We start from the raw sequence: 23,685 nt of genomic DNA, 5'->3' as shown, positions 1-23,685 counted from the left end.
ATATAAGTTATCTTTAAGCCATAAATATGGCGATGTATGTAACACAATTGAAGTTATTTACGTTTAAAAGCCAAAAGGCGGTTTATTTTAATGGCGCTTAGGCCATAAAATTTATCATTTTTAATGAAATTTTTTTAATTTTAACGATTCATACATATAAAATAATTGTGAAAATATGAAGATAGTTTTTACTAAAACTGCTTTAGTACTTTTAGCTGCAGGGGCCCTGATAAGTGGTTGTGCTAAACATCAGCAATCTGAAAAAACAGGGATACCTTACAACGACAGGAATAATGGCGGATATGTAAAGTTTCGCCAAACACATCCCTCACCGGGCCCGGGTATGGTTGCCATTGAAGGCGGTACCTTTGTTTTGGGTGGCAGTGCCGATCAGGATGTTGCTTACGATTATAACAATGTGCGCAGGCGTGTTACCATACCATCTTTCTATATGGATGATACCGAAGTATCAAACCAGGATTGGTTGGATTACCTGCACTGGATAAGCATTGCTTACCCTAATGACCATGAATATTACTATGATGCCCTGCCTGATACATTAGTATGGCGCAGACCATTATCATATAACGAGCCTTATGTAGACAACTATTTACGCCACCCCGCTTTCCAGGATTACCCGGTAGTTGGTGTATCATGGGATCAGGCACAAGATTATTGCCGTTACCGTACCGACCGCGCTAATGAGTATATATTAGAGCAAAAAGGTATGCTTGCAACCGTAAAAGATAACAAAGGCAAAAACAATAACCAGGAAACTTTCAATACAGATATGTATTTAAATGGCCAGGTTAGAGGCGCCGGTATTGATGGTAAAAAAATGTTACCGGATTTAAATCCAAATGCCAAAGGTAAAGCTGTTCGCCCTGCCCGTATGGAAGATGGTATATTAAAACAAGCTTACCGTTTACCTACAGAGGCCGAATGGGAATATGCAGCGCTTGCTTTAGCCGGAAACACCCAGTTTGAAAACATTAACGATGGCAAAATATACCCATGGAATGGTTTAGGCGTACGCTCACCAAAAAGGAAAACCAGGGGTTTAATATTAGCTAACTTTAAACGTGGTGAAGGTGATAACGCCGGTGTAGGTGGTTACCTGAACGATAAGGCTGATATTACCGCACCAGTAAGGTCATACCCACCAAATGATTTTGGTTTATATAATATGGCTGGTAACGTAAACGAATGGGTACAGGATACCTACCGCCAAACTTCATTTGATGAGGTTGAGGATTTCAATCCTTTCCGTGGTAATGAGTACACCAACAAACGTTTAGCCGATCCTACAAAAGGTATCTATGCTAAAGACAAATACGGTCGCCCGGTATATGATCCGGCTACATCAGGTAAAAAATTAAAATACAGTGAGATCATAGCTCAGCAGCAGCAAACTGATTCAATTAAAAAAGCAGCACAAGCGGCACCAAAAGATGCCTTGGCTGGCAAAGCATACAACCCGGATCAACGTGGTTATGCTGATACTGTAAACCAAGCGTTATATGGTACTACCACTTTGGTTAATGACCACAGTAAAGTTTACAAAGGTGGATCATGGAACGACCTTGCATTTTGGTTAAACCCTGCAACCCGCCGTTTTATGGATGAGGACAATGCAAGTGCCGAAGTTGGTTTCCGTTGCGCTATGGATATGGTTGGTGCAGCTGAGATGAACCCGAATGGTAAACCTCACTTCAGTGTTAAAAAACCTAAGAAATTTGTAGCCAAATAATTTAGGCTGAAAGATAAAAGCTGAAAGGCGAAAGGTTCTTAAATCTTTCGCCTTTCTCTTTTTAAGACCTTTTTAAGGATAGGATTAAATTAATTGAATTGCAGCAGTACCTGGCCTTTTTCTACTTTATCGCCTGGTTTTAGCTTTACAGTTTTTACGGTAACATCTGCGGGAGCTTTAATGATGTTCTCCATTTTCATGGCTTCCAGTATAAACAGGTTATCCCCCTTTTTAACCTCATCGCCTACGGCAACAAACACTTTAAGTACCAGACCGGGCATAGGCGCCTTTACCTCGCTAACCTTAGCATTATTAAGGGAGCTCAGGCCAAGTTTATCCAGCAATACATCAAACTGATCTTTAGCGCTTACGGTGTAAATATTGTTGTTCACTTTTATCTCCGCTGTTTTTTCAGCAGCATTAAAACTTATCACCTCAGCATTGTACGATTGCAACTTGTTGATGATATGCCATGAAGACGCGTTTATCTGCCTCATATCAGCATTTACAGGTTCATTATTAATAGATAAACCTTTGCCGTTATTATCTATCTCGTAATCATATTTGCCGTTTACTTTTATCTTGTACATAGTTTAAAGATTAGAGATTAATATGCTGCAAACAATAGTATCATAAAATTCTTAAAATTCAATCAATCTGTAGTGTCTCAGTTTGAATTTATTTTACGTTTTAAGATGAAAACCATAATCATAGCAACTATCCAAATTAACAATACTACTGGTAAATAAATTGATATAATAGTTCTATATGGCAAAAGATCTTTTTTAAATGCATTTGCTAAAACCGTACTACATAACCCAATGATATTGAAGCAAAAATATACTTTTTGCCAAAAGACTAATTTGTCACTATTGCTACTCGCAAATATTCTTCTCATTGGGATTGATTTAGGAAATAAAAAGTCAACAAATCCTGGTTTAGCTTCGCCCTACTGCGTAAATACATATTGGATCATATTAGCGCCCATTTTAAGGGCTTTTAAGCGTGTTTCCTGGGTATCGCCGGCGTATGTGCCATAATCCTCCCAACCATTGCCTAAATCGCACTGATAGTCGTAAAAACACACCAGGCGCCCCTTATAGATCAAGCCAAAACCCTGGGCCCGTTTACCATCGTGCTCATGCACTTTGGGCAACCCGTTGGGGAAGCTATATTTTTGGTGATAGATGGGATGATTGAGCGGCAGCTCCACAAAATCAAGCTCCGGAAAAACCTTTTTCATTTGCGGCCTTATAAATTGGTCGAGGCCGTAGTTATCATCGATATGCAAAAAACCGCCGCCTATTAAATAAGCACGCAGGTTCTGCGCTTCCTGGTCGGAGAAGATCACATTGCCGTGGCCGGTCATGAAAATAAATGGATAATTAAATATTTCGGCACTGCCAACATCCACTACTTCGTCCTGTAATTGAAAATTGGTTTTTAAATTCTCGTTGCAAAATTTGATGAGATTGGGCAGGGCTGTGCGATCACCGTACCAATCGCCGCCGCCATTGTATTTTAGCTTAGCCATTTTATAGGTAGGGTCATTAAAGCTGCTCATTACAAACAATATTAACAATGCAACGCCTATATAAATGCCTTTTCTCATTCGCGGTTTAAAAAGTTTACTTCAAAACAAGCCTCCAAAGCAGCGGTTTCCGTTCTTAAACGACTTTGACCTAAAGTTATGGCTTTAAAATCATTATGCAAAGCATCCTCAATTTCCTTCGGACTAAAATCCCCCTCCGGACCTATTAAAATTAAATATTTGCCATTTAGGCTGATATCCTGTTTCAGATTCGATTTATCACTTTCCTCACAATGCGCTATAAATTTCTGCCCGTCAAAGCTTCGGGATAGTAATTTGCTCAAAGGTTCCGGCTCGTTTAATATGGGGTGGTAAGCTTTTAAGGATTGTTTTATGGCCGAGGTTATGATCTTATTTAACCTGTCAACTTTCGCCTCTTTACGCTCGGAGCGCTGACAGATGATAAGCGAGATCTCATCAATACCTATCTCGGTTGCTTTTTCAAGGAACCATTCTAAACGTTCAATATTTTTTGTGGGGGCAATGGCTATATGCAGGTAATGATTCCGCTTGTTAAAGCCGGTTACCACATCAGTAATTTGCAGGATGGTTCTTTTAGGGTGGGCGTCTTTAATTTCAGCGGTATATAAGCCACCTCTACCATCGATTAACTGCACTTTGTCGCCAACATTCAGGCGCAAAACCCTTACAGCGTGTTTGCTTTCCTCTTCGCTAAGAAAATATTGGGGGTGTGAGGGTTCAATATCCGGGGTGTAAAAAAGATGCATTGTATGGAATCAAGATTTAAGAATCATGAGTCAAGATAAGAAAACTTATTACTGGTATTTTAAGCTTGATTTCTAACTCTTGCTTCTAATTAGTGTAAATCTACAGCATCTTCTTCATTAATCAGCAGCTCAAGCTTTACTGATTCAATATTCTGGTCGGATTTACGTAGTACCGTAATGTTATACCCGTTTGATTCCTTTTGTTCGCCTACATCAGGTATCTTACCAAATATATCACCCAACCAGCCCGATACGGTATCATAATCACCGTCCTCCGGCAGATCATGTGGCAGGTGGCTGTTTACATCATAAATAGGTGCCAGGGCATTTACGATAAACTCACGGTCGTTTACACGTTCAACAATTGGTTTTTCCTCATCGTACTCATCCTGTATCTCGCCTACCAGTTCCTCAACTATATCTTCAAGCGTAACCATACCCGCCGTGCCGCCAAATTCATCAAGCACAATGGCTATCTGTATGCGTTTTTGCTGCAGCTCGGCCATCAGGTCGTTTATTTTTTTTGTTTCGGGGATAAAATACGGCTTGCGGATAATGTCCTTTAAAATTATCGGCTCATTTCGTGCAAGTAAAGGCAGGATATCCTTGGCGTGTACAATACCTATGATCTTATCTATCACATCATCATAAACCGGCATACGCGAGTAGCCTTCGGTTATCAGTGTTTCAAGCAACTCGTCCTTATCCGTATGGATATCAACGCCTGATATTTTGGTACGGGGCACCATAATATTTTTAACCACACGTTCATTAAACTCAAATACGTTCTGTATCAGTTCGTGCTCATTTGAGTCGATAGCACCAGTTTCCTTACCCTGATCCAGCAGGTATTGTAATTCCTCAGAACTATGGTGTGTTTCACCCTGCACGGCATCAATGCCAACTATTCTCAATATAAAATTGGCAAAGGTATTCAAACACCAGATAATGGGTTTAAACACCACATAAAACAAGCGTAACGGCACCGCAATGGCCATTACGGTACGTGTGGAACGCTGTATGGCTATTGACTTTGGTGCAAGCTCGCCAAAAGTGATATGGAAAACTGTAATAACCGAGAATGCCACAAAGTGGCAAATGTTAAGTACCAGGGTAGATGTAATAGCAATGCCCAGTGATAAAAACAGGTGCAGCATTATGGCTGTTACCACCGATTGGCCAAACCAGCCCAGGGCCAGCGAAGCAATGGTAATACCCAGCTGCGTTGCAGCCAGGTAGCCATCTAAATTATGTAAAATGCCACGGGTAGTTTTAGCCAGGCGACTGCCCGTTTTGGCTTTTATTTCAATTTGCGAGCCCCGCACCCTTACCATGGCAAATTCCGCGGCAACAAAAAAGCCGTTCAACAATACCAGGAAAATGGTAAGGAAAAGGTAAAAATAATTTACGGTGAGTTCTGCGGGGTCCATTAATTATTTATTGGTACACAGGGAAAGTGGATTTATACAATTCCATACTTTCTTGAATTACTTTGTGAGCATAACGCAAGCCCAGTAAATGTTCAATCGTTACGTTCTTGCCTTCCAGCTTTTTGTAATCCTGGAAAAAACGAACGATCTCTTTCATGGCATGCGGCGGCAATTCATTCAGGTCGTTGATATAGTTTACAGACATGTCGTTTTTTGCAACTGCTATAATTTTATCATCCTGCTCGCCGTTATCAACCATGTGCATTACACCTATTACCTTAGCTTCGATGATCGACATTGGGAATACATCAACAGAACATAATACTAATATATCAAGCGGGTCATGATCATCGCAATAAGTTTGCGGGATGAAACCATAATTAGCCGGGTACATTACAGAAGAAAATAAAACACGATCAAGCTTTAATAAACCTGACTCCTTATCAATTTCATATTTAGCCTTAGACCCTTTAGGTATTTCAATTACTGCTTGTACAATTTCGGGTACATTATCTCCGGGTGAAACCTGGTGCCAGGGATGTTGTGTGCTCATTTAGTAGTGTTATATTTATTATTTATAGGGTTAACTTACTTTACTTTGTGTGCTTTTTTTTCTAAAAAAAGCGATGATCAACGGAATAGATGTAACAACAAAAAATCCAATGATTATATAGTCCAGGTAATGCGTTATATCCGGGTATTTTCTACCTAGGAAGTAACCTGTTAAACATAGTGTTACCACCCATGCTACGCTGCCAATAATATTATAAAGTGTAAACTTTTTAATATCAATTTTAACAACTCCTGCAAAGATAGGAGCAAAAGTTCTAATTATAGGGAAAAATCTGCCCAAAATTAGCGCCATACCGCCATATTTAACATAAAATTGCTCGGCCATTACTACATACCGCTTTTTAAACAGCAAAGAATCGTTTTTGTTGAATAAAATTGGCCCCGTTCGGTAGCCAAACCAGTAGCCTGCGTAGTTGCCTAAAATTCCCGCTATAATTAATGAAATGATAAGCGTAGTGATCTGGATATCGAACATTCCGCTTGCGCAAAGCAAACCAGCCATAAATAGCAGGTAGTCTCCCGGTAAAAAAAAACCAAAAAACAATCCGGTTTCAGCAAAAACAACGATAAGCAAAAGAAAAAATCCTCCTCTGCTTATGATGGATTGAGCGTCCGTTAAATTTTGCAGGTGTTCCCAAAAACTTTCCATTCACTATGTAAAACTACAAATATTAAATCAATTTGTAGTTATGCCTTATTATTAAATAAGGTACGCAATAAATGTTGGATATACGCCAATAATAATGGTTACTAATGCGGAGAAGCCTAAAACAAAGCTATAGTATGCCGGGATCTGTACTTCGCTGGTTTCAGCAGTGCGGAAATACATGGCTACAATTACCCTGAAATAATAGAAGATACTGATAATAGCGTTTACTACCGCCAGTACAACCAACCAAACCTGGTAATGCGAAAGAGCACTTGAGAACATAAAGAATTTACCCATAAAACCTGCTGTAAGCGGTATACCCGCTAATGATAGCATGGCTATAGTTAATACCAGGGCCAGGAAAGGGTTCTTTTTTGACAGGCCGTTAAAGCTCTCAAAGTTATCGCTTCCTGATTGTTGTTGTACCAGTATTAAGGCCGCAAACGCGATGATAGAAGCAATTGAATAAGCAGTAGCGTATACAAATACCGAGTTTGCCGAGCTTGCGCCTAATGCTACGATAGCAAAAAGCATATAGCCGGCATGTGATATGCTGGAGAACGCCAGCATACGTTTAAAGCTTTGCTGGTAAAGAGCAGTAATATTGCCTATGAATAAGGTTAATATAGTTATGATAAGCAGGGCAGGCATCCAGAAATCAGCTACTGGTGCAAAGCACTCTGCAAATAAACGCAGGAATGCTGCAAAGCCTGCAGTTTTAACTACTGTTGACATGAACGCGGTGATCAGCGTTGGTGAGCCTTCATATACATCCGGGGTCCAGAAATGGAATGGGGCAGCGCCTACCTTAAAGCAAAGGCCAACAATGATCAGCATGATACCAGTACCCATCATAGGGTCCATGCCCCGTGGATGGGCCACTACCCAGTTACGGATAGCTTCTAAGTTAAATGAGCCTGTTGTACCGTAAATAAGCGCTATACCGAATAGTAAAAACCCGGTTGAGAAAGCACCCATCAGGAAATATTTTAAAGCCGCCTCATTTGAAGCAAAATCATTCTTTTTAATACCTGCCAGGATATATAAACTAACCGACATGATCTCGATACCTATAAAAAGCATGGTTAGGTTATAATAGGATACCATTACAATGATACCTGCTAACGAAAACAGGATAATGGCATAATACTCGGCAATGTGATCGCTTATACGTTCAAAATAACCTTTTGATAATAACAGGATAAGTATAGTGGATATAATAGTAATGGCTGAAAACGCTATTGAATAGTTATTAAACAACATCATGCCATGGTAAATAGGCTGAGCTACATCAATTGATGTCCATTGTGCAAGGGCAAAGCCTAAAGCAGCAAGCAAACCGATAACAGCAACCGGCAGCAATGCTTTTTTAGCTTTATATAAACCCAAATACAAAAGCACTATGGGTAAAACAGATATTATTATTAAGGTATTCATTTTCTTTCTTTAAATCTGATCTCTATTTATCATTAATAAGCAAAATTCAGTTTGCCGGTTATAATGTAACATTCATTGCTTTAGTGCTTATTGTTAACAGCAATTTGTCAACAGCAGCTTCTGAAAGATGTAATATTGGCTGCGGATAAACACCGATACCTATTATTAATATACAAATTATGATAAGGGTTAATTTATCTGAGCCGCTAACATCAACAAAAGATGCAGTTAGGGCATTGGTTTCGCCCTGCATAACATTCTTGTACATCCTGAGCATATAAACTGCACCAAATATGATGCTTAAACCTGCTACAAGCCCGAACCAGAAGCTATACTGGTAAACACCGCTCAACAGTAAAAACTCACCTATAAAGCCGTTGGTTAATGGCAGGGCTACCGTTCCTAAAACAATTATTAAAAATGCTGTAGCAAACTTTGGTGCAACTTTAGCAATACCACCCAGCTGGTTTACATCCATGGTGTTCATTTGCCTGCTGATGATATCCCAGATAAAGAATAAGCCAACCACGTTTATGCCGTGATTAAGCATTTGGATCATTGCGCCCTGTGTGCCTTGTAAGGTAAGGCTAAATATACCAGCGGCTATGAGGCCAACGTGTGATATTGATGAATAGGCGACTAAACGTTTGCCCTCCTTTTGAGTGAAGGCAATTATTGCGGCATATAGAACACCGATAACAGCAAGTATCATTACCAAATTTTGCCAATGTAAAAATGCTATTGGCGCGTTAGGTATTAACCAGCGCATTAAACCATATAAACCCATTTTTAGCATAATACCGGCTAATAGCATACTACCTGCTGATGGTGCTTCGGTATAGGTATCAGGCTGCCAGGTATGTAATGGGAACAAAGGAATTTTAATAGCGAATGCCAGGAAGAACGACCAGAAAACCCAGTTCTGACGTGCCGGGTCTAATTTGGTAGCATAAAATTGCATCAGGTCATAAGTACCGTTAGGCGCTTGCATGTATAGGTAAATAATACCTACCAGCATAAATAATGAGCCTGCAAATGTGTAAATGAAAAACTTAAGCGTAACACGGATACGGTTCTGACCGCCCCACATAGCGCATATAAAGTAGATAGGTATAAGCGCTGCTTCCCACCCTACATAAAATAAAAATCCGTCTAAAGCAGTAAATACAACTAATAAACCAGCCTGCATAAACAATATCAGCGCATAAAAAGCCGATGCGTTTTTATACGTGTGCTTATAGGTTGTTAATATAATAAGTGGTACCAGTAAAGTGGTAAGCAATACCATTACCATACTTATACCATCAATACCTGCGTTAAAGTAAATGCCCATTTTTACTATCCATGGTACATTAATAGAGTACTGTATGGTAGCATCGGGTACAAAATTGGCTAGAAACCAGCCGGCTACAGCCAGTTCAGCAACAGCAAAAAACAAAGCAACATATTTTGCTATCTCATTTTTCAATAAGAACACAGCAAGAGCTGCTATAATCGGTAAAAAAATTAATACACTAACCGTCATTTTATATTTAAACGCTAAGGTTTATATTCTAACTAAACTATATACTAATACAGCAATAATACCTATCACCATCATGAAGATGTAAAAGCCCACATTACCGGTTTGCAACAGGCGTAAACCTTTGCTGGCCTCAACAGGTCCTCTTCCAATGCTGTTCACCAAACCATCGATACCGGCACGATCAACAACATTGTAAAAGAAGGTTGATAACGCATCAAGCGGCTTGCGGACGATGGCATCGTACAACTCATCAATATAAAACTTGTTGTATGAAAGGTTTTCCCAGAAAGAACGCTCTTCGGTATCGGCAACCGGCAGCGTAGCTTTTTTAACATATTTATTATAAGCATAAATTAATGCAATTACCGCTACTCCTGCAGAAACACCCATCAGCAATAATTCATTTGGCGGAACTGCATTAGATGAAGCTCCCGGAACGGATATCAATAATGGCTTTAACCAACCGGCTAACCAATCATGCCCGCCCCAGCTTTCAGGTAAGCCTAAAAATCCACCTACAGTTGATAATATTGCCAGGATAATTAAAGGTATGGTCATACTTAGCGGTGATTCATGTAAATGATGTTCCTGCTCATGTGTACCTCTGAATTTTCCCCAGAAAGTAAGGAACATTAACCTGAACATGTAGAATGATGTGAACATAGCTACTATAACACCTATAACATACATTGCAGGGCTGAACAGGTAAGTATGGTACAGGATCTCATCCTTTGAAAAGAAACCTGAGAAAGGTGGGATACCTGATATAGCTATCGTACCTATCAGCATGGTTGCGAAGGTGTATGGTAATTTTCCTTTTAAACCGCCCATTTTGCGCATATCCTGTTCGCCGCTAACCGCGTGGATAACCGACCCTGCGCCAAGGAATAATAATGCTTTAAAGAAAGCGTGTGTAATTACGTGGAAGAATGCACCGGTATAATCACCTACACCTAAGCCTAAAAACATATAACCTAATTGTGATACTGTTGAATAGGCTAATACTTTTTTGATATCGGTTTGTGTTAACGCGATCAGCGCGCCCAGTGTTGCTGTGGCTAAACCTACAATGGCTATCACCTCCATCATATCCGGAGACAGTGAAAACAAGATATTAGAACGCACTATCATATAAACACCTGCAGTAACCATGGTTGCAGCGTGTATCAATGCTGAAACTGGTGTCGGACCGGCCATTGCATCAGGTAACCAGGTAAACAATGGTATCTGTGCCGATTTACCGGTAGCACCGATAAACAGCAATAAGGTTATTACAAACAATGGAACCTGCCCGCTGTGCATGGTGGCAGCTGTTTTAAATACAGTTGCAAACTCAAAACTTCCGAACACCCGGAATATTAAGAACATGCCGATCAAGAAGCCAAGGTCACCAATGCGGTTCATGATGAATGCCTTTTTAGCGGCATCGGCATAAGCGGGGTTGTTGTACCAGAAACCGATCAGCAGGTATGAGCATAAGCCTACGCCTTCCCAGCCAATGAACAGTATCACATAGTTTGAACCTAAAACCAGCAATAGCATGAAGAATACGAACAGGTTAAGGTAGGCGAAAAACTTACCATAGCCTTCATCATCATGCATATAACCTATAGAGTATAGGTGGATCAAAAAGCCTACGCCGGTAATGATGAGCAGCATTATTGAACTTAGCTGATCAACCAGGAACGCGAATGGGATTTTAAAGTATTCTACGTGGATCCAATCGTACAAAGTAACATTGAAAGCGCCGGTTGATCTTACTTGTAAAAAGGCGGCAACACTAAGAGCGAAAGATGCAAATACCAAAAAGCTGCCGATAAAACCGATCATCTTCTTCGACAAGGTATTACGGCCAAGTCCGTTAATAATAAAACCGGCTAAGGGTAATACAGGAATAAGCCAGATATATTTATCCATTTGTTATGTTATAATTTTTAGCCCCTAACCCCTAAAGGGGAACAGAAACTTGTCTTTTAATTTTATATAAACTCTCCAAACTCCCCCTTCAGGGGGCCGGGGGGCTTACCACTTTAACCTGTTCAATACGTTAATATCGATAGAGTTGGTGTTACGGTATATCATTACTATGATGGCCAGACCTACGGCTACTTCGGCTGCTGCCAGTGCCATAATGAAAAACACGAATACTTGTCCGCTGGCATCACCGCTATATACCGAGAAAGCGGTAAGCAACAGGTTAACCGCGTTAAGCATCAACTCAACCGACATAAAAATGATGATGGCATTTCTGCGTAACAGCACACCCATTACACCTATTGAAAATATAATAGCGCTCAATAAAATATAATGATTCAGCGGTACTGTATGCAGTGTATTTGTTAAACTTTCCATTATACAGTTTTTGGGTCTTTAGTGGCTAATAAAACAGCTCCAACCATGGCAGATAACAGCAACAGTGAGGAGATCTCGAACGGTAATAAAAATTCGTTGAATAGCACTTTACCCAGGTTTTTTACCAGACCAAGGCTTGGATCTTTCAACACTACAGGCTCATTAATACCTACCTGCCTGAAACAGGCAAACAGCACTACAAATAAGCAGCCGCCACCTAAAACAGCGGCAATTTTTACAATGTTTGATTTGAATGGCTCCGAATCTTTATTCAGGTTCATGAGCATGAGCGTGTATAGAAACAGTACCAATATGGCACCCATGTACACAATGAAATTCACAATGGCCAGGAACTGGGCATTCAGCAAAATATACTGAATAGTGAATGTAAAAAATGTGAGTACAAGGTAAAGTATGCTATGCACCGGATTTTTTGCAGATATGACCAATATCGAAAAGAATATGGACAAAAACGCGATGAAGTAAAATGTATTCATGTTTATATTTACAAAATACCTTATGCCTTAAAATGGTTGGGCAAAGGTATAAAACTTCTTTATTGATTTAAGGGCGCTTCTACTAATTTGTCCTTACCGTAAATAAAATCTTTCCTTAAATAATCCGCAGGCACTATATCACCGTCAAGATAGATGGCTTCTTTAGGGCAAGCTTCCTCGCATAAACCGCAGAAAATGCAGCGCAGCATATTTATTTCATATACAGCAGCATATTTTTCCTCACGGTATAAGTGCTCTTCACCTTTCTGGCGCTCGGCAGCTATCATGGTGATCGCTTCTGCAGGGCATGATAGGGCGCATAAACCACAGGCTGTGCAACGCTCTTTACCGTTCTCATCACGTTTAAGTGAGTGCATGCCACGGAAGTTTTCAGAAAACTCACGTTTTTCTTCAGGATAGCTGATGGTTACCGGCTTCCTGAAAAAGTGTTTCATAGTAATTGACAAGCCCGATAAAATGGCAGGCAGGTAAGCGCGCTCCCAAAAGTTGAGGGGCTTTGATTCAATTAACTTCTTTTTATTACTTAATGATTCCATTATTCAATCCTTTAACTATTTAAAAATAGTACCTATCACTCCCGTCAATACAATATTAGCTATGGCTAGTGGTATCAATATCTTCCAGCCCAGATCCATCAACTGATCGTAGCGGAAACGGGGGATTGTCCACCGTACCCACATGAAGAAGAAGATGAAGAAAATTATTTTAGCAAATAATGCTATCACCCCTAAAATGGTTACCCAATTTTCTGTCAAGCCTAAATGGTGCATGAAAGGAAAATTGTATCCGCCAAAATAAAGCGTAGCCATTACTGCCGATGAAATAAACATGTTGATATACTCAGCAAACAGGTAAAAACCCAGTTTCATGGATGAGTATTCGGTATGATACCCACCTACCAGCTCGGTTTCGCACTCAGGCAAATCAAATGGTGTACGGTTGGTTTCAGCAAAAGCACATACAATGAAGATCAGGAAACCCAATGGCTGACGGAATACATTCCATGTAAACCAGCCATGCGACCAGAAACCGTGCTGTTGCTCTGCAATTTCGCGTAAGCTTAAAGTACCGGTTAACATCAATAGGGCGATGATAGAAAGGCCCATTGAAATTTCGTAGCTGATGTTTTGTGATGCAGCACGTATAGCACCTAATAAAGAGTATTTATTGTTTGATGCCCAGCCGCCTATCATTACACCATATACACCTAATGATACCACACCGAAGATGTATAATACACCTACGTTGATATCAGTTACTTGCAAATCGATAACATGTGAGCCAATAGTTAAATGCTGCCCCCATGGGATAACAGCCGAACCGATACATGCGGTTAAAATTGCTAATGACGGGCCTGCAATAAACAGGAACGCGCTGGCATTGGTCGGGATGATCTCTTCTTTCAGGAACATTTTACCACCATCACATAATGGCTGTAAGATTCCCCAGGGACCGGCACGGTTAGGACCTATCCTATCCTGGAAAAACGCGGCAACTTTACGTTCGGCATAGGTGGAATACATGGCCACCACCAGGCTGATAGCGAAAATGATCACTATCAGTACAAATTTTATGATTATATCTGCTAATTCCATTATAAACGTGTATCCCTTTCAAATTGCTCCTGGTTTGCTTCTTTAAGCACAGGGTTTGTTTTTACAACCGGCAGCGGGTGTAAAGTTTCGTAATGATTTGAGCTGATAACCGATTGGTTTGACACCTTGCGCGGGCCTTCAATTACCCAATCAGCAGTTTTCTTTTTATCAAAACGGCATTCATTGCAAATAAATTCTTCAACCTCGCCGTAAACATCCTTACGTGCGGTAACACGTAATACATCCTCACCTTTATACCAAAGGGTCACCTTACCGTTACAGTTAGGATGGTTACAATCCCTGTGTGCCTCAACCGGCTTGGTAAACCAAACGCGATTTTTAAAGCGGAAAGTTTTATCAGTTAAAGCGCCTACCGGGCAAACATCAATTACGTTTCCTGAGAAATCGTTATCAATAACTTTATGTATGTAGGTTGATATTTCGGAGTGGTCGCCACGATTCAGGATACCATGCTCACGCTGATCGGTGATCTGGTCGGCGGTGAAAACACAACGGTAACAAAGGATACAGCGGGTCATGTGCAGCTGGATCTTATCGCCAATGTCGATCTTTTCGAATGTACGGCGATCAAACTCATAGCGGGTTTTTGCAGCACCGTGCTCATAGCCCAGGTTTTGCAGATCACACTCACCGGCCTGGTCGCAAATAGGGCAATCAAGCGGGTGGTTTATCAATAACATTTCAACTATCCCTTTACGTGCCTCAATTACCTCTGGCGAAGTAATGTTTTGCACTTCCATCCCATCCATAACCGCGGTACGGCATGATGCTACCAGCTTTGGCATTGGGCGCGGATCTTTTTCTGATCCCTTGCTTACCTTTACTAAACAGGTACGGCATTTACCGCCGCTGCCTTCCAGCTTGGAATAATAGCACATAGCAGGCGGCACAATATCACCACCAATTTGCCTCGCGGCATTCAGGATGCTTGTTCCGGGTTCTACTTCAACGGGTATTCCGTCTATTGTTACCTTCATTTTAAAGTCAAAATTAAAAATTCAAAAGTCAAAAATAGCCTTTGAGTTGATTTTCATTTTTGCAGGTTGATAATTATTGAAGCGATGATCTTTGACAGTTCGTCAGCTTCTTTTATCAACCCGTTTATTTTATCTTTTTCGATATTACTATCTATCGTATCTCTTATTAAACAAAGCCAGTATTTTGTTTCGTTTGCAGATTTTAGCGCAATTGTATAAAAATTCCTAAAATCCTTTGCCGAACTTCCCGCCTTCGCTTCTATTATGTTGGCACCAATAGAGGTACCGCTTCTTATTAATTGATCAAATATTGAAAAGTGTATTCTTTCAAATTTAGCTGCCGATACAAATTGAACTATCTCTTTTGAAAACTGGTAACATCTGTGTTTGATGTCGTAAGGTTTCTCGTTCAACGTTCTTACTTTCTATTTTTGAATTTTGACTTTTTAATTTTGACTTAAATAGCTTCAGCTTTTACCAACGATCAGCATAATGTGCTATTCCGTAATTCCTGCTAACTGCTTCGGCGCTGTTTGTTACGTGCCATTCAAACTCATCCCTGAAATGGCGGATCGCACTAGCCACCGGCCATGCAGCCGCGTCACCCAGCGGACAAATTGTATTTCCTTCTATTTTCTTAGATACATCAACCAGCAAGTCCATATCGCTCAGGCTACCATGACCATGCTCTAATCGGTGCAATACTTTCTCCATCCATCCGGTACCCTCACGGCATGGCGAACATTGTCCGCAGCTTTCGTGATGATAAAAACGGGTGAAGTTCCAGGTATTGCGAACGATGCACTGATCCTCATCAAAAGCAATGAAACCACCTGAACCCATCATGGTACCGGTAGCAAAACCACCATCAGCTAATGATTCATAGCTCATTAGGCGCGGTTCGTTATTTATAGTTTTCAGGAACAGGTTTGCCGGTAAGATTGGTACGGATGAACCGCCTGCAACAACCGCCTTTAGGCGTTTGCCGTTGGCTATACCACCGCAATATTCATCGGAGTATAAAAATTCTTCAACCGGTAAGCCCAAATCAATTTCAAATACACCTGGTTTTTTAACGTTACCACCTGCTGAGATCAGCTTAGTGCCTGTACTGCGGCCGATACCAACTTTAGCATATTCTTCGCCACCTTCATTAATGATAGGGACTACAGCAGCAATTGATTCCACATTATTTACCACAGTTGGGCAACCATACAAACCTGCGATAGCCGGGAATGGTGGTTTTATGCGTGGGTTACCACGTTTACCTTCCAATGATTCCAACAAAGCAGTTTCTTCGCCGCAAATGTAGGCGCCGCCACCGGGTTGTACGTATAGCTCCAGGTCGTAACCTGTGCCTAAGATATTTTTACCTAAAAATCCTTTTGCTTTTGCTTCCGCGATCGCTTTTTCAAGAATGCGGATCTGCGGCATCATTTCCCCACGAACGTAGATGTATGATGTTTTAGCGCCTAATGCAAAACTGGCTACTATCATACCCTCAATTAATAAGTGAGGGATATAGGTCATCAGGTAACGGTCCTTAAAAGTTCCGGGCTCCGACTCATCGGCATTACAAACCAAGTAACGGGCAACACCCTCTGGCTTAGCCAAAAAGCTCCATTTCATCCCGGTAGGAAAACCTGCACCACCACGGCCGCGCAAGCCCGATTTTTTAACTTCCTCAACAACCTCTTCGGGTGTTAAAGTTTTAAGCGCCTTTTCAACAGCTGCATAACCGCCTTTTGAGCGGTAAACATCAAAAGTGTTGATGCCGGGTACGTTTATATGTTCTAAAAGTAATTTACGCGCCATGGCTACTAATAAATCTTTTTGTTCAACTTGTAATAATTAACATGCCTTCTGAGGCAGGTTGCAAAACCAATAAGGGCTAAGAAAATTAACGGCGTTGAGTTTTTAACACTACTTAAATCATATGTTAACAGGGCGATGCCTATGATGCAAATGATATCAGTAAAAATTAATCCTTTTTTGCTCATTAATAAATCCTCCTGGTTTGCTTGTAATAATTGATATGCCTTACCACGCAGGTAATAAAAGCTATAATAACCAACGGCCCTAGTATGATCATGTTCTTTTTGAATCCGTCGGTCATATTTATCATAGACATTACGAATACAAATAAAGCATCTGCCAATACCAGGTTTGTGTTGACCATTTTTCCTTAATTATTTCCTTTTCTTTTTAAATCTCCAATCAGGTTATCAACGGAAGCCTCCGTTAAATTTTCATAAAAAGTATATTCAGGGCCTATCTGCAACACCGGGCCAAAGCCACAGGCCGCCAAACACTCCACTCCGCGCCAGCTAAATAAGCCGTCAGGTGTAACTTCGCCTTCCTTAACGCCAAGTTTGTTTTCAATATAGTCCATTATTTTTTCGGCACCTACCAAGCAGCAAGGGCCTGTACGGCAAACCTCCAGTACATATTTGCCTTGCGGGCGCATAAAGTACATGCTGTAAAAAGTGGCTACTTCGTATACTTCAATATCTTTTATTTTAAGATAATCAGCCACCTTATCCATTGCAGGGGCGCTTAACCAGCCATACTCAGCCTGTACTAAATGTAGTATAGGCAATAGGGCTGATTTTTGTTTGCCTTCGGGATAACGGCTAACTACATCATCAAATTTGGTTATCAGTTCCGATGAAAACTCTACCGGAACAGCTTGTGCATCGTCAACTCTAAGCATCTAATTCTCCGGCTATTACGTTTAAACTACTCATGTTAATAATCGCATCAGATAACAACATACCACGGCTCATTGGCGCGTACATCTGGTAATTGATGAAACTCGGCCTGCGGAAATGCAAGCGGTATGGAGATCTGCCGCCATCGTTCACCAAATAAAAACCTAACTCGCCATTGGCACCTTCAACCGAGTGATATACTTCGGATGTTGGGGTATCTATTTCGCCCATCACTATTTTAAAATGATAAATAAGGGCTTCCATATTGTTATAAACTTCTTCTTTTGGAGGCAGGTAGAACTCAGGCACGTCAGCATGAAAAATATCTGACGGCTCTTTTTCCAATTTCATTAATGCCTGCTCAATTATGCGCATACTCTGCCACATTTCTTCGTTACGCACCAGAAAACGGGCGTAAACATCACCTTTTTCACCTACCGGTACTTCAAAGTCAAAGTCCTCATATGATGAGTAGGGGTTCATCGCCCTAACATCATAATCCAGGCCTGTTGCACGTAAAAGTGGGCCGGTCCAGCTATAGCTTAAAGCCTCTTCAATAGTAACTTCGGCAACACCTTTGGTACGATCAACAAATATCCGGTTACGGTTAAACAGGGCTTCAAACTCACGTAAAACCGGCGGGAAATCCTTCAGGAATTTACGCAGCTTGTTAAAGGCTATGGCATTAAAGTTACGCTCGAAACCGCCTATCCTGCCAATGTTGGTGGTAAGGCGTGAGCCGCAAACTTCTTCATAAATTTCATAAATGGCTTCACGATATTCCATCATGTAAAGGAAACCTGTGAAAGCACCGGTATCAACACCCAATACACCGTTACAGATGATATGATCTGATATACGTGCAAGTTCCATTACTATTACGCGCAGGTAATCCACACGTTTTGGCGTTTCGATACCTAAAAGTTTTTCAACCGTCATGTGCCAGCCCATGTTGTTTATGGGTGATGAGCAATAGTTTAAACGGTCGGTTAATGGGGTGATCTGGTAAAATGGCCTGTGTTCGGCAATTTTTTCAAAGGCACGGTGTATGTAGCCAATGGTTGATACCCCGCTGATGATCCTTTCGCCATCCAGCTGCAATACGTTTTGGAAAACGCCATGCGTTGCAGGGTGCGTTGGCCCTAAGTTTAAGGTTGAGGGCGCGGTTTGCGGATCGTTATCTGTATATACAGGATGATTTTGCATCAGTATTTGTATCTATCTACCAAAAAAGTAATCTTTCTTATCAACACGGTTAGGGTCTTCCAATGGAAATTCTTTTCTCATCGGGAAGGCCGTCATGTCGTCAACATTTAATATCCTGCGCAAATCGGGGTGACCGTCGAATATCACTCCAAAAAAGTCATAGGTTTCTCTTTCCATCCAGTTGGCACCGTTCCATACTGTTGTTGCAGTAGGGATATGGTAATCATCGGCAGGCAGGAAAACTTTTATACGGATGCGCACATTATTTACCAGGCTATGCAGGTGATAAATTACTCCGATAGGGCTTGCCTGTTCGGGATAATGGATACCTGTAATATCAGTTAAAAAAATGAACTGCATTACAGTATCATTTTTAAGAAAATCTAAAAGATCTATGATATGATCGCGGCTGGTTTCAATAGTTAATAAACCATAAGGCTCGCCAACAACGGTTATTTGCTGGTCAAACTTTGCGTTGATCTTCTGTAGAAGCTCTTCGTTTGTTATTTTACCCATTACTGAATTCCGTATGAAGCTAATAATTTCTGATACTCCGGTGTACTTCTCCGGCGTAATGATTCCGTTTGAACCAGTTTTTGGATACCCATAAAGCCATCAATGATAGCCTCAGGGCGTGGCGGGCAACCGGGAACGTAAACGTCAACCGGGATGATCTCGTCAATACCTTGTAAAACTGAATAAGTATCAAATATACCACCGCTTGATGCGCAGGCACCAACAGCTATAACCCAGCGGGGTTCGGCCATTTGCAGGTAAACCTGGCGTAATACCGGACCCATTTTTTTGGCAATGGTACCCATAACCATCAAAAGATCGGCCTGACGAGGCGAAAAACTTAAACGCTCGGCACCAAACCTCGACAAATCATAATGGGAAGCCATGGTGGCCATAAACTCAATACCACAGCACGAAGTGGCAAATGGCAAAGGCCATAAGGAGTTTGAACGCGCTAAACCTATTGCTTTATCAAGCGAAGTAGCGAAAAACCCAGCACCTTCTACACCAGGAGGAGCTTCAACTAACTGAATATCACTCATGAACTATATAATACAAAAACCCATCCAAAGCGGAATAGGATGAACAAATTTACAATAATTAAGCTGTAATTAATACACTATGCAATTGGTAGAATATATTTAGAATTAGTCTAAACAAGCCATTCCATCATTTCGAGGAACGAAGTAATCTCTACAGTAGCAGGTCAGATTTTTGCAAGGTTACGATCTTTCTTTTTGCTCTGTATAGCATAGCGATTGCTTCGTTCCTCGCAATGACGCCTTTATAAATTTAAAGGCGGTATAATAACGGGAATTAATCCCAGTCTAAAGCGCCTTTTTTTATTACATAGATAAAGCCTAATAGCAGCGTGGCCATAAAGATGAACATCTCTATCAATCCGCCTGTGCCTAAAGCTTTAAAGTTAACTGCCCATGGGTACATAAATATTACTTCCACATCAAACAATACAAACAGTATGGCTACCAGGAAATATTTAATGGAGATAGGTGTGCGGGCATTACCGATAACTTCGATACCCGACTCAAATGGGGTTAACTTATCCTTTGTTTTACGCTTTGGCCCAATTTTGTGGGTAACAAACATAGTGGTAACCACAAAACCAAGTGCTACCAGCATTTGAAAAATAATGGGCAAATAATTTACCGGCAAACTTTGTACTTCCATGCTGCAAATATACTAATGCATTGATAATAAAAAAGGCCTCATTTTACTGAGGCCTTTAATTTTATTGGTTATTTTTTCCTTTTCTGATAATCCAGCGCTTGCGGATCTGTAGGGTTTAGCGCTAAAGCTTTACTGAAATTATCAGCAGCCTTAGTTGGATCTTTTGCTATTAACTCATAGTAAGTACCCAGGTAATCATAAGCAGTAACCAAGCTCTTTTTATCAGCATCGCTGATTGTTGCTTTAGCCGTTGTTAGCGCTACAAATTGTTCATAAAAAGGTTTTGCATACCCTTTAATGTTATTACGATCAGTTTCACGCAGGTCATTAGTATATGCCCTGAAAAGTGAAACTGCAGCAACTGGCTTTGTAGCTTTTTGCTGTACCTGGCTAAATGCTGAATCGGCTTTAGCTAACAATGTAGTATCAGGCTTCTTAGGATCATATGCAAAATAATAGGCACGGCCCTCATTGAAAAGATCGGGCAGCGTTGCACCTTTAGATTTGCTTACAAATAATGCATATGCATCGCCAGATTCTTTATATTTCTTTTGTGTATATAAAGATCTTGCAATTTCGCCTAATACATCTGTTTGTGTAGTGTCCAATGAATACGCTTTTCTAAGGTTTTGCATACCTAATGAATCCTGGCCGCTAGCAATTTGCAGGTGGCCTAAGTAAGTATAATCCAATGGGATGATACGTTTAGGATCAGCTTTGGTCATCCAGGTGTTCATAGCAGTTAAGCCGGCAGGGTAATCTTTGTTATTGTAAGCTGCATAACCTAAATAACGGTAAACCCTTAGATTAACACTTGCAGACGTTGAAAGTTGTTTAGTCAACGCTTGTAACTCATCATATTTACCTGCGAAGATCAGGAAGTCGGCATAACGCATTTGCGATTCTAACGACATATCTGTTAAGCTCAGGTATTTTTTGTATTGAGTAATAGCTTCATTTGCTTTATCAACTGCAACTTTAGGATCGTTTTTTGCCCAACGCGCATCAGTTTCAGCCCATTCGCGGTAAGCCGGACCAAAGTTTGGATCGATTTGCAGCGCAGCCTGAAAATCCTTTATAGCATCATCAAAGTTATTGGCATATTTTATTAAAACACCTTGTGCCACATCAGCAGCCGGTGATTTTGGATCAAGATCCAGGGCTGTTGAATAGTTTGAGTAAGCATCAGACTTTAATTGCGTAAGATCAGCATCGCCTAATGTTAAAAACAGCTCAGCATCTTTTGGGTTAATTGCCACACCTTTGTTTAACACATCAATCGCTGCCTGTGCATCAGCAGGTGATGCTGAGTAAGGTGCTAAAGGTGCGCCATTGTTTGTTAAAAGGTAGCTTTTACCAATGTAAACATAAGGCTTGCTATCTTTTTTACCAGCTAATGCTAATGCCTGGTTAAAGTTTGATGTAGCACCTGCCTGGTCCTTATTTAAACGTGCAACCGCACCCAAACCTACATAGTTTAATGATGATTTTGGATTTACGGCAACCCCTTTATTAAACCATATTTTTGCTGAATCGGCTTCATCCTGTTTTAAATAAACCCAACCCAGGTAAAAGTAATTTTCGTCTTTAGTTGCTTCAGTAACCGTTAGGTTCTTCAGCATTGTTTTAGCTTTTTGATATTGCTCAGCGGTAATTGCTTTCTTAGCATCGTCAAGGCTTTGCGCATGTACTGCGGTGCCTGCAAATGCCAAACCAAATACTGCCGTGGCTATTTTACTATTGATTTTCATTTGAATAATATATAATTTTTAGTTTAATGATTGTTTAATACTAATTTCTCTTCCTGGTATCTCATCAGGCAATAAACCCGATTCCATAATTATCCTTTGTCCGCGCTCGCCAGTTATAAATGATGCAAATCCTGTTCCCAAGCCCTGCCTGTCGGTGCAGTTTACGATGAATAAACCCCTGCTTAAAGGATATTGTTTTAATGACAATGAAGTTTGAGACGGCTTAAAGTACGTTGTTGGGTACTTTTTATTGTCTTCATCCTTCACAGCCACCATCTTAACGCTTGCTGCAGCTTCCTTTGTATCGTTATTTGAATCATCCAGCCAGCTAAAGCCTGTTATACCTATTGCATCGGGGTGAGTACTTACATATTTGATCACCTCTTTGTTTGATTTGAGTGCAAAAAGGTTCTTTAGTTTAAAGTCATTATTTCCCGACAGTTCTTTCAAATACCTCACCAAACTTGAGCCTGGGTTATCAAAAACGATGTTTTTGTCGGTTTTAGCCTTTCCGTTGAGCATTTTTTTAACGTCGCTAAGTGTAATAGTTGTATCATTTGACACTTTATTTACAATCAGCACCACTGCATCTATCGCGAAACGGCTAACGGCAGGCGTTAAGTTTCTTGTTTTTAATACTTTTAGCTCATTACTATCCAAATCACGTGAAAGTATTGCTACTCTTACACTATCAGCAAGCAGCAACCTTAAAACATCATTTTCGGATCTGTAAGTAATTTCAGGATCGGCTTTAGTATTCAGCGCTTTAAACATGTACAATTCCTGGTCAACAATTGGCTGAAAGGATTCGTCAGCTGCAAACTTCGCGTTTCCGGCTACCCAGGTATCATTATAAGCCGGTTTTGCTTTTTGTTTGCAAGCCTGTAATAATGGTAAGGACAGTAACCCTAACGCTAAAAACTTCAACTTATTCTTCATCATCAAATTCTCCTCTCTTACGTGAGAACACAAAGCGTGCCACACCATAAACAATAAACAGCGCACCTACTATCAGTTTATCAGTATATGAAAGGTTAAGATTGAGTTTTTTAGAAAAAATAATAATTAAAAACCCTGCGCCTACAACACATACCAACCTGATAATACCTAAAAGCAAAAACCGCCTTTTGAGCGATTTTTGCCTATTATTGAAATTTGATGACATTA

26 protein-coding genes are annotated in these 23,685 nt (G+C 40.6%); 1 reads left to right on the top strand and 25 read right to left on the bottom strand.

The annotated features are described in order from the left end of the window. The first annotated feature begins 175 nt into the window (after window positions 1-175). Window positions 176-1,750, top strand: coding sequence for an SUMF1/EgtB/PvdO family nonheme iron enzyme (locus BLU33_RS01515; RefSeq protein ID WP_091368128.1), 1,575 nt, complete (start codon window positions 176-178; stop codon window positions 1,748-1,750). Window positions 1,751-1,839: 89 nt separating this feature from the next. Here the strand turns inward: BLU33_RS01515 and BLU33_RS01510 are convergent, their stop codons facing one another. The 25 genes from BLU33_RS01510 to BLU33_RS01385 all read right to left on the bottom strand — a co-directional run bounded on the left by BLU33_RS01510 (window position 1,840) and on the right by BLU33_RS01385 (window position 23,683). Next, entirely contained in the window at window positions 1,840-2,340 is a 501-nt protein-coding gene (locus tag BLU33_RS01510; protein WP_091368126.1) for an acetyl-CoA carboxylase biotin carboxyl carrier protein subunit, read from the bottom strand. A gap of 359 nt (window positions 2,341-2,699) precedes the next feature. Continuing rightward, a complete protein-coding gene (locus BLU33_RS01505) occupies window positions 2,700-3,362 on the bottom strand; it encodes a DUF4159 domain-containing protein (protein ID WP_091368123.1) in 663 nt (220 codons plus the stop codon). Continuing rightward, a complete protein-coding gene (locus tag BLU33_RS01500) occupies window positions 3,359-4,069 on the bottom strand; it encodes a 16S rRNA (uracil(1498)-N(3))-methyltransferase (RefSeq protein WP_091368122.1) in 711 nt (236 codons plus the stop codon). Before BLU33_RS01500 ends, BLU33_RS01505 begins: the two co-directional genes overlap by 4 nt. Window positions 4,070-4,158: 89 nt before the next feature. Then, window positions 4,159-5,499, bottom strand: coding sequence for a hemolysin family protein (locus tag BLU33_RS01495; RefSeq protein ID WP_091368119.1), 1,341 nt, complete (start codon window positions 5,497-5,499; stop codon window positions 4,159-4,161). A gap of 7 nt (window positions 5,500-5,506) precedes the next feature. Beyond that, window positions 5,507-6,052 carry an inorganic diphosphatase gene (locus BLU33_RS01490; protein ID WP_091368116.1) on the bottom strand — a complete coding sequence of 182 codons (546 nt, stop codon included), beginning with the start codon at window positions 6,050-6,052 and terminating at the stop codon, window positions 5,507-5,509. Between the two features lie 30 nt (window positions 6,053-6,082). Further along, entirely contained in the window at window positions 6,083-6,721 is a 639-nt protein-coding gene (locus BLU33_RS01485; RefSeq protein ID WP_091368113.1) for a DedA family protein, read from the bottom strand. 51 nt (window positions 6,722-6,772) lie between these two features. After that, window positions 6,773-8,158 carry an NADH-quinone oxidoreductase subunit N gene (locus BLU33_RS01480; protein WP_091368109.1) on the bottom strand — a complete coding sequence of 462 codons (1,386 nt, stop codon included), beginning with the start codon at window positions 8,156-8,158 and terminating at the stop codon, window positions 6,773-6,775. Window positions 8,159-8,216: 58 nt separating this feature from the next. Beyond that, window positions 8,217-9,683, bottom strand: a complete 1,467-nt coding sequence (locus BLU33_RS01475) for a complex I subunit 4 family protein (protein ID WP_091368106.1) — start codon at window positions 9,681-9,683, stop codon at window positions 8,217-8,219. 21 nt (window positions 9,684-9,704) lie between these two features. Further along, window positions 9,705-11,600 (bottom strand): NADH-quinone oxidoreductase subunit L, encoded by a 1,896-nt coding sequence (gene nuoL, locus BLU33_RS01470; RefSeq protein ID WP_091368101.1) that lies wholly within the window; start codon window positions 11,598-11,600, stop codon window positions 9,705-9,707. Between the two features lie 105 nt (window positions 11,601-11,705). Then, window positions 11,706-12,035, bottom strand: a complete 330-nt coding sequence (gene nuoK, locus BLU33_RS01465; RefSeq protein WP_091368098.1) for an NADH-quinone oxidoreductase subunit NuoK — start codon at window positions 12,033-12,035, stop codon at window positions 11,706-11,708. Further along, window positions 12,035-12,532 carry an NADH-quinone oxidoreductase subunit J family protein gene (locus BLU33_RS01460; RefSeq protein WP_091368096.1) on the bottom strand — a complete coding sequence of 166 codons (498 nt, stop codon included), beginning with the start codon at window positions 12,530-12,532 and terminating at the stop codon, window positions 12,035-12,037. Before BLU33_RS01460 ends, nuoK begins: the two co-directional genes overlap by 1 nt. Window positions 12,533-12,591: 59 nt before the next feature. Then, on the bottom strand, window positions 12,592-13,089 hold the full coding sequence (locus tag BLU33_RS01455) for a NuoI/complex I 23 kDa subunit family protein (protein ID WP_091368094.1): 498 nt from the start codon (window positions 13,087-13,089) through the stop codon (window positions 12,592-12,594). Between the two features lie 15 nt (window positions 13,090-13,104). Next, a complete protein-coding gene (gene nuoH / locus BLU33_RS01450; RefSeq protein ID WP_091368091.1) occupies window positions 13,105-14,148 on the bottom strand; it encodes an NADH-quinone oxidoreductase subunit NuoH in 1,044 nt (347 codons plus the stop codon). Then, window positions 14,148-15,146, bottom strand: a complete 999-nt coding sequence (locus BLU33_RS01445) for a 2Fe-2S iron-sulfur cluster-binding protein (RefSeq protein WP_091368088.1) — start codon at window positions 15,144-15,146, stop codon at window positions 14,148-14,150. The genes nuoH and BLU33_RS01445 overlap by 1 nt, the downstream gene beginning before the upstream one ends. Before the next feature lie 53 nt (window positions 15,147-15,199). Beyond that, window positions 15,200-15,559, bottom strand: a complete 360-nt coding sequence (locus tag BLU33_RS01440; protein WP_091368086.1) for a four helix bundle protein — start codon at window positions 15,557-15,559, stop codon at window positions 15,200-15,202. 61 nt (window positions 15,560-15,620) lie between these two features. After that, window positions 15,621-16,961, bottom strand: a complete 1,341-nt coding sequence (gene nuoF / locus BLU33_RS01435) for an NADH-quinone oxidoreductase subunit NuoF (protein WP_091368083.1) — start codon at window positions 16,959-16,961, stop codon at window positions 15,621-15,623. Window positions 16,962-17,145: 184 nt separating this feature from the next. Continuing rightward, window positions 17,146-17,325 carry a hypothetical protein gene (locus BLU33_RS01425; protein ID WP_091368078.1) on the bottom strand — a complete coding sequence of 60 codons (180 nt, stop codon included), beginning with the start codon at window positions 17,323-17,325 and terminating at the stop codon, window positions 17,146-17,148. 6 nt (window positions 17,326-17,331) lie between these two features. Next, window positions 17,332-17,859, bottom strand: a complete 528-nt coding sequence (locus BLU33_RS01420) for an NADH-quinone oxidoreductase subunit NuoE family protein (RefSeq protein ID WP_091368075.1) — start codon at window positions 17,857-17,859, stop codon at window positions 17,332-17,334. Then, entirely contained in the window at window positions 17,852-19,063 is a 1,212-nt protein-coding gene (locus BLU33_RS01415; protein ID WP_172829199.1) for an NADH-quinone oxidoreductase subunit D, read from the bottom strand. The genes BLU33_RS01420 and BLU33_RS01415 overlap by 8 nt, the downstream gene beginning before the upstream one ends. A 12-nt stretch (window positions 19,064-19,075) precedes the next feature. After that, entirely contained in the window at window positions 19,076-19,579 is a 504-nt protein-coding gene (locus BLU33_RS01410) for an NADH-quinone oxidoreductase subunit C (RefSeq protein WP_091368069.1), read from the bottom strand. Next, the gene (locus BLU33_RS01405) at window positions 19,579-20,121 is read right to left on the bottom strand and encodes an NADH-quinone oxidoreductase subunit B (protein ID WP_091368066.1); all 543 of its coding nucleotides are present in this window, start codon (window positions 20,119-20,121) and stop codon (window positions 19,579-19,581) included. The genes BLU33_RS01410 and BLU33_RS01405 overlap by 1 nt, the downstream gene beginning before the upstream one ends. 274 nt (window positions 20,122-20,395) lie before the next feature. Beyond that, complete coding sequence (locus BLU33_RS01400) at window positions 20,396-20,767, bottom strand: NADH-quinone oxidoreductase subunit A (protein ID WP_091368064.1); 372 nt, start codon at window positions 20,765-20,767, stop codon at window positions 20,396-20,398. Window positions 20,768-20,835: 68 nt separating this feature from the next. Beyond that, window positions 20,836-22,518, bottom strand: a complete 1,683-nt coding sequence (locus BLU33_RS01395; protein WP_091368061.1) for a tetratricopeptide repeat protein — start codon at window positions 22,516-22,518, stop codon at window positions 20,836-20,838. Between the two features lie 18 nt (window positions 22,519-22,536). Further along, complete coding sequence (locus tag BLU33_RS01390; protein WP_157682015.1) at window positions 22,537-23,460, bottom strand: PstS family phosphate ABC transporter substrate-binding protein; 924 nt, start codon at window positions 23,458-23,460, stop codon at window positions 22,537-22,539. Beyond that, a complete protein-coding gene (locus BLU33_RS01385) occupies window positions 23,447-23,683 on the bottom strand; it encodes a hypothetical protein (RefSeq protein WP_091368056.1) in 237 nt (78 codons plus the stop codon). Before BLU33_RS01385 ends, BLU33_RS01390 begins: the two co-directional genes overlap by 14 nt. Window positions 23,684-23,685: the final 2 nt, after the last annotated feature.

The sequence above is a fragment of the Mucilaginibacter mallensis genome (assembly GCF_900105165.1).
In the GTDB taxonomy this organism is placed as follows: domain Bacteria; phylum Bacteroidota; class Bacteroidia; order Sphingobacteriales; family Sphingobacteriaceae; genus Mucilaginibacter; species Mucilaginibacter mallensis.
Note: the sequence above shows the minus strand (reverse complement) of the source record. Positions and strands in the feature narration are given on the sequence as shown.

Excerpts from the sequence above, each read along its gene's own strand:
- BLU33_RS01515 (WP_091368128.1), top strand. The coding sequence starts at position 176 with ATGAAGATAGTTTTTACTAAAACTGCTTTAGTACTTTTAGCTGCAGGG.
- BLU33_RS01510 (WP_091368126.1), bottom strand. The coding sequence starts at position 2,340 with ATGTACAAGATAAAAGTAAACGGCAAATATGATTACGAGATAGATAAT.
- BLU33_RS01505 (WP_091368123.1), bottom strand. The coding sequence starts at position 3,362 with ATGAGAAAAGGCATTTATATAGGCGTTGCATTGTTAATATTGTTTGTA.
- BLU33_RS01500 (WP_091368122.1), bottom strand. The coding sequence starts at position 4,069 with ATGCATCTTTTTTACACCCCGGATATTGAACCCTCACACCCCCAATAT.
- BLU33_RS01495 (WP_091368119.1), bottom strand. The coding sequence starts at position 5,499 with ATGGACCCCGCAGAACTCACCGTAAATTATTTTTACCTTTTCCTTACC.
- BLU33_RS01490 (WP_091368116.1), bottom strand. The coding sequence starts at position 6,052 with ATGAGCACACAACATCCCTGGCACCAGGTTTCACCCGGAGATAATGTA.
- BLU33_RS01485 (WP_091368113.1), bottom strand. The coding sequence starts at position 6,721 with ATGGAAAGTTTTTGGGAACACCTGCAAAATTTAACGGACGCTCAATCC.
- BLU33_RS01480 (WP_091368109.1), bottom strand. The coding sequence starts at position 8,158 with ATGAATACCTTAATAATAATATCTGTTTTACCCATAGTGCTTTTGTAT.
- BLU33_RS01475 (WP_091368106.1), bottom strand. The coding sequence starts at position 9,683 with ATGACGGTTAGTGTATTAATTTTTTTACCGATTATAGCAGCTCTTGCT.
- nuoL (WP_091368101.1), bottom strand. The coding sequence starts at position 11,600 with ATGGATAAATATATCTGGCTTATTCCTGTATTACCCTTAGCCGGTTTT.
- nuoK (WP_091368098.1), bottom strand. The coding sequence starts at position 12,035 with ATGGAAAGTTTAACAAATACACTGCATACAGTACCGCTGAATCATTAT.
- BLU33_RS01460 (WP_091368096.1), bottom strand. The coding sequence starts at position 12,532 with ATGAATACATTTTACTTCATCGCGTTTTTGTCCATATTCTTTTCGATA.
- BLU33_RS01455 (WP_091368094.1), bottom strand. The coding sequence starts at position 13,089 with ATGGAATCATTAAGTAATAAAAAGAAGTTAATTGAATCAAAGCCCCTC.
- nuoH (WP_091368091.1), bottom strand. The coding sequence starts at position 14,148 with ATGGAATTAGCAGATATAATCATAAAATTTGTACTGATAGTGATCATT.
- BLU33_RS01445 (WP_091368088.1), bottom strand. The coding sequence starts at position 15,146 with ATGAAGGTAACAATAGACGGAATACCCGTTGAAGTAGAACCCGGAACA.
- nuoF (WP_091368083.1), bottom strand. The coding sequence starts at position 16,961 with ATGGCGCGTAAATTACTTTTAGAACATATAAACGTACCCGGCATCAAC.
- BLU33_RS01425 (WP_091368078.1), bottom strand. The coding sequence starts at position 17,325 with ATGGTCAACACAAACCTGGTATTGGCAGATGCTTTATTTGTATTCGTA.
- BLU33_RS01420 (WP_091368075.1), bottom strand. The coding sequence starts at position 17,859 with ATGCTTAGAGTTGACGATGCACAAGCTGTTCCGGTAGAGTTTTCATCG.
- BLU33_RS01415 (WP_172829199.1), bottom strand. The coding sequence starts at position 19,063 with ATGCAAAATCATCCTGTATATACAGATAACGATCCGCAAACCGCGCCC.
- BLU33_RS01410 (WP_091368069.1), bottom strand. The coding sequence starts at position 19,579 with ATGGGTAAAATAACAAACGAAGAGCTTCTACAGAAGATCAACGCAAAG.
- BLU33_RS01405 (WP_091368066.1), bottom strand. The coding sequence starts at position 20,121 with ATGAGTGATATTCAGTTAGTTGAAGCTCCTCCTGGTGTAGAAGGTGCT.
- BLU33_RS01400 (WP_091368064.1), bottom strand. The coding sequence starts at position 20,767 with ATGGAAGTACAAAGTTTGCCGGTAAATTATTTGCCCATTATTTTTCAA.
- BLU33_RS01395 (WP_091368061.1), bottom strand. The coding sequence starts at position 22,518 with ATGAAAATCAATAGTAAAATAGCCACGGCAGTATTTGGTTTGGCATTT.
- BLU33_RS01390 (WP_157682015.1), bottom strand. The coding sequence starts at position 23,460 with ATGATGAAGAATAAGTTGAAGTTTTTAGCGTTAGGGTTACTGTCCTTA.
- BLU33_RS01385 (WP_091368056.1), bottom strand. The coding sequence starts at position 23,683 with ATGTCATCAAATTTCAATAATAGGCAAAAATCGCTCAAAAGGCGGTTT.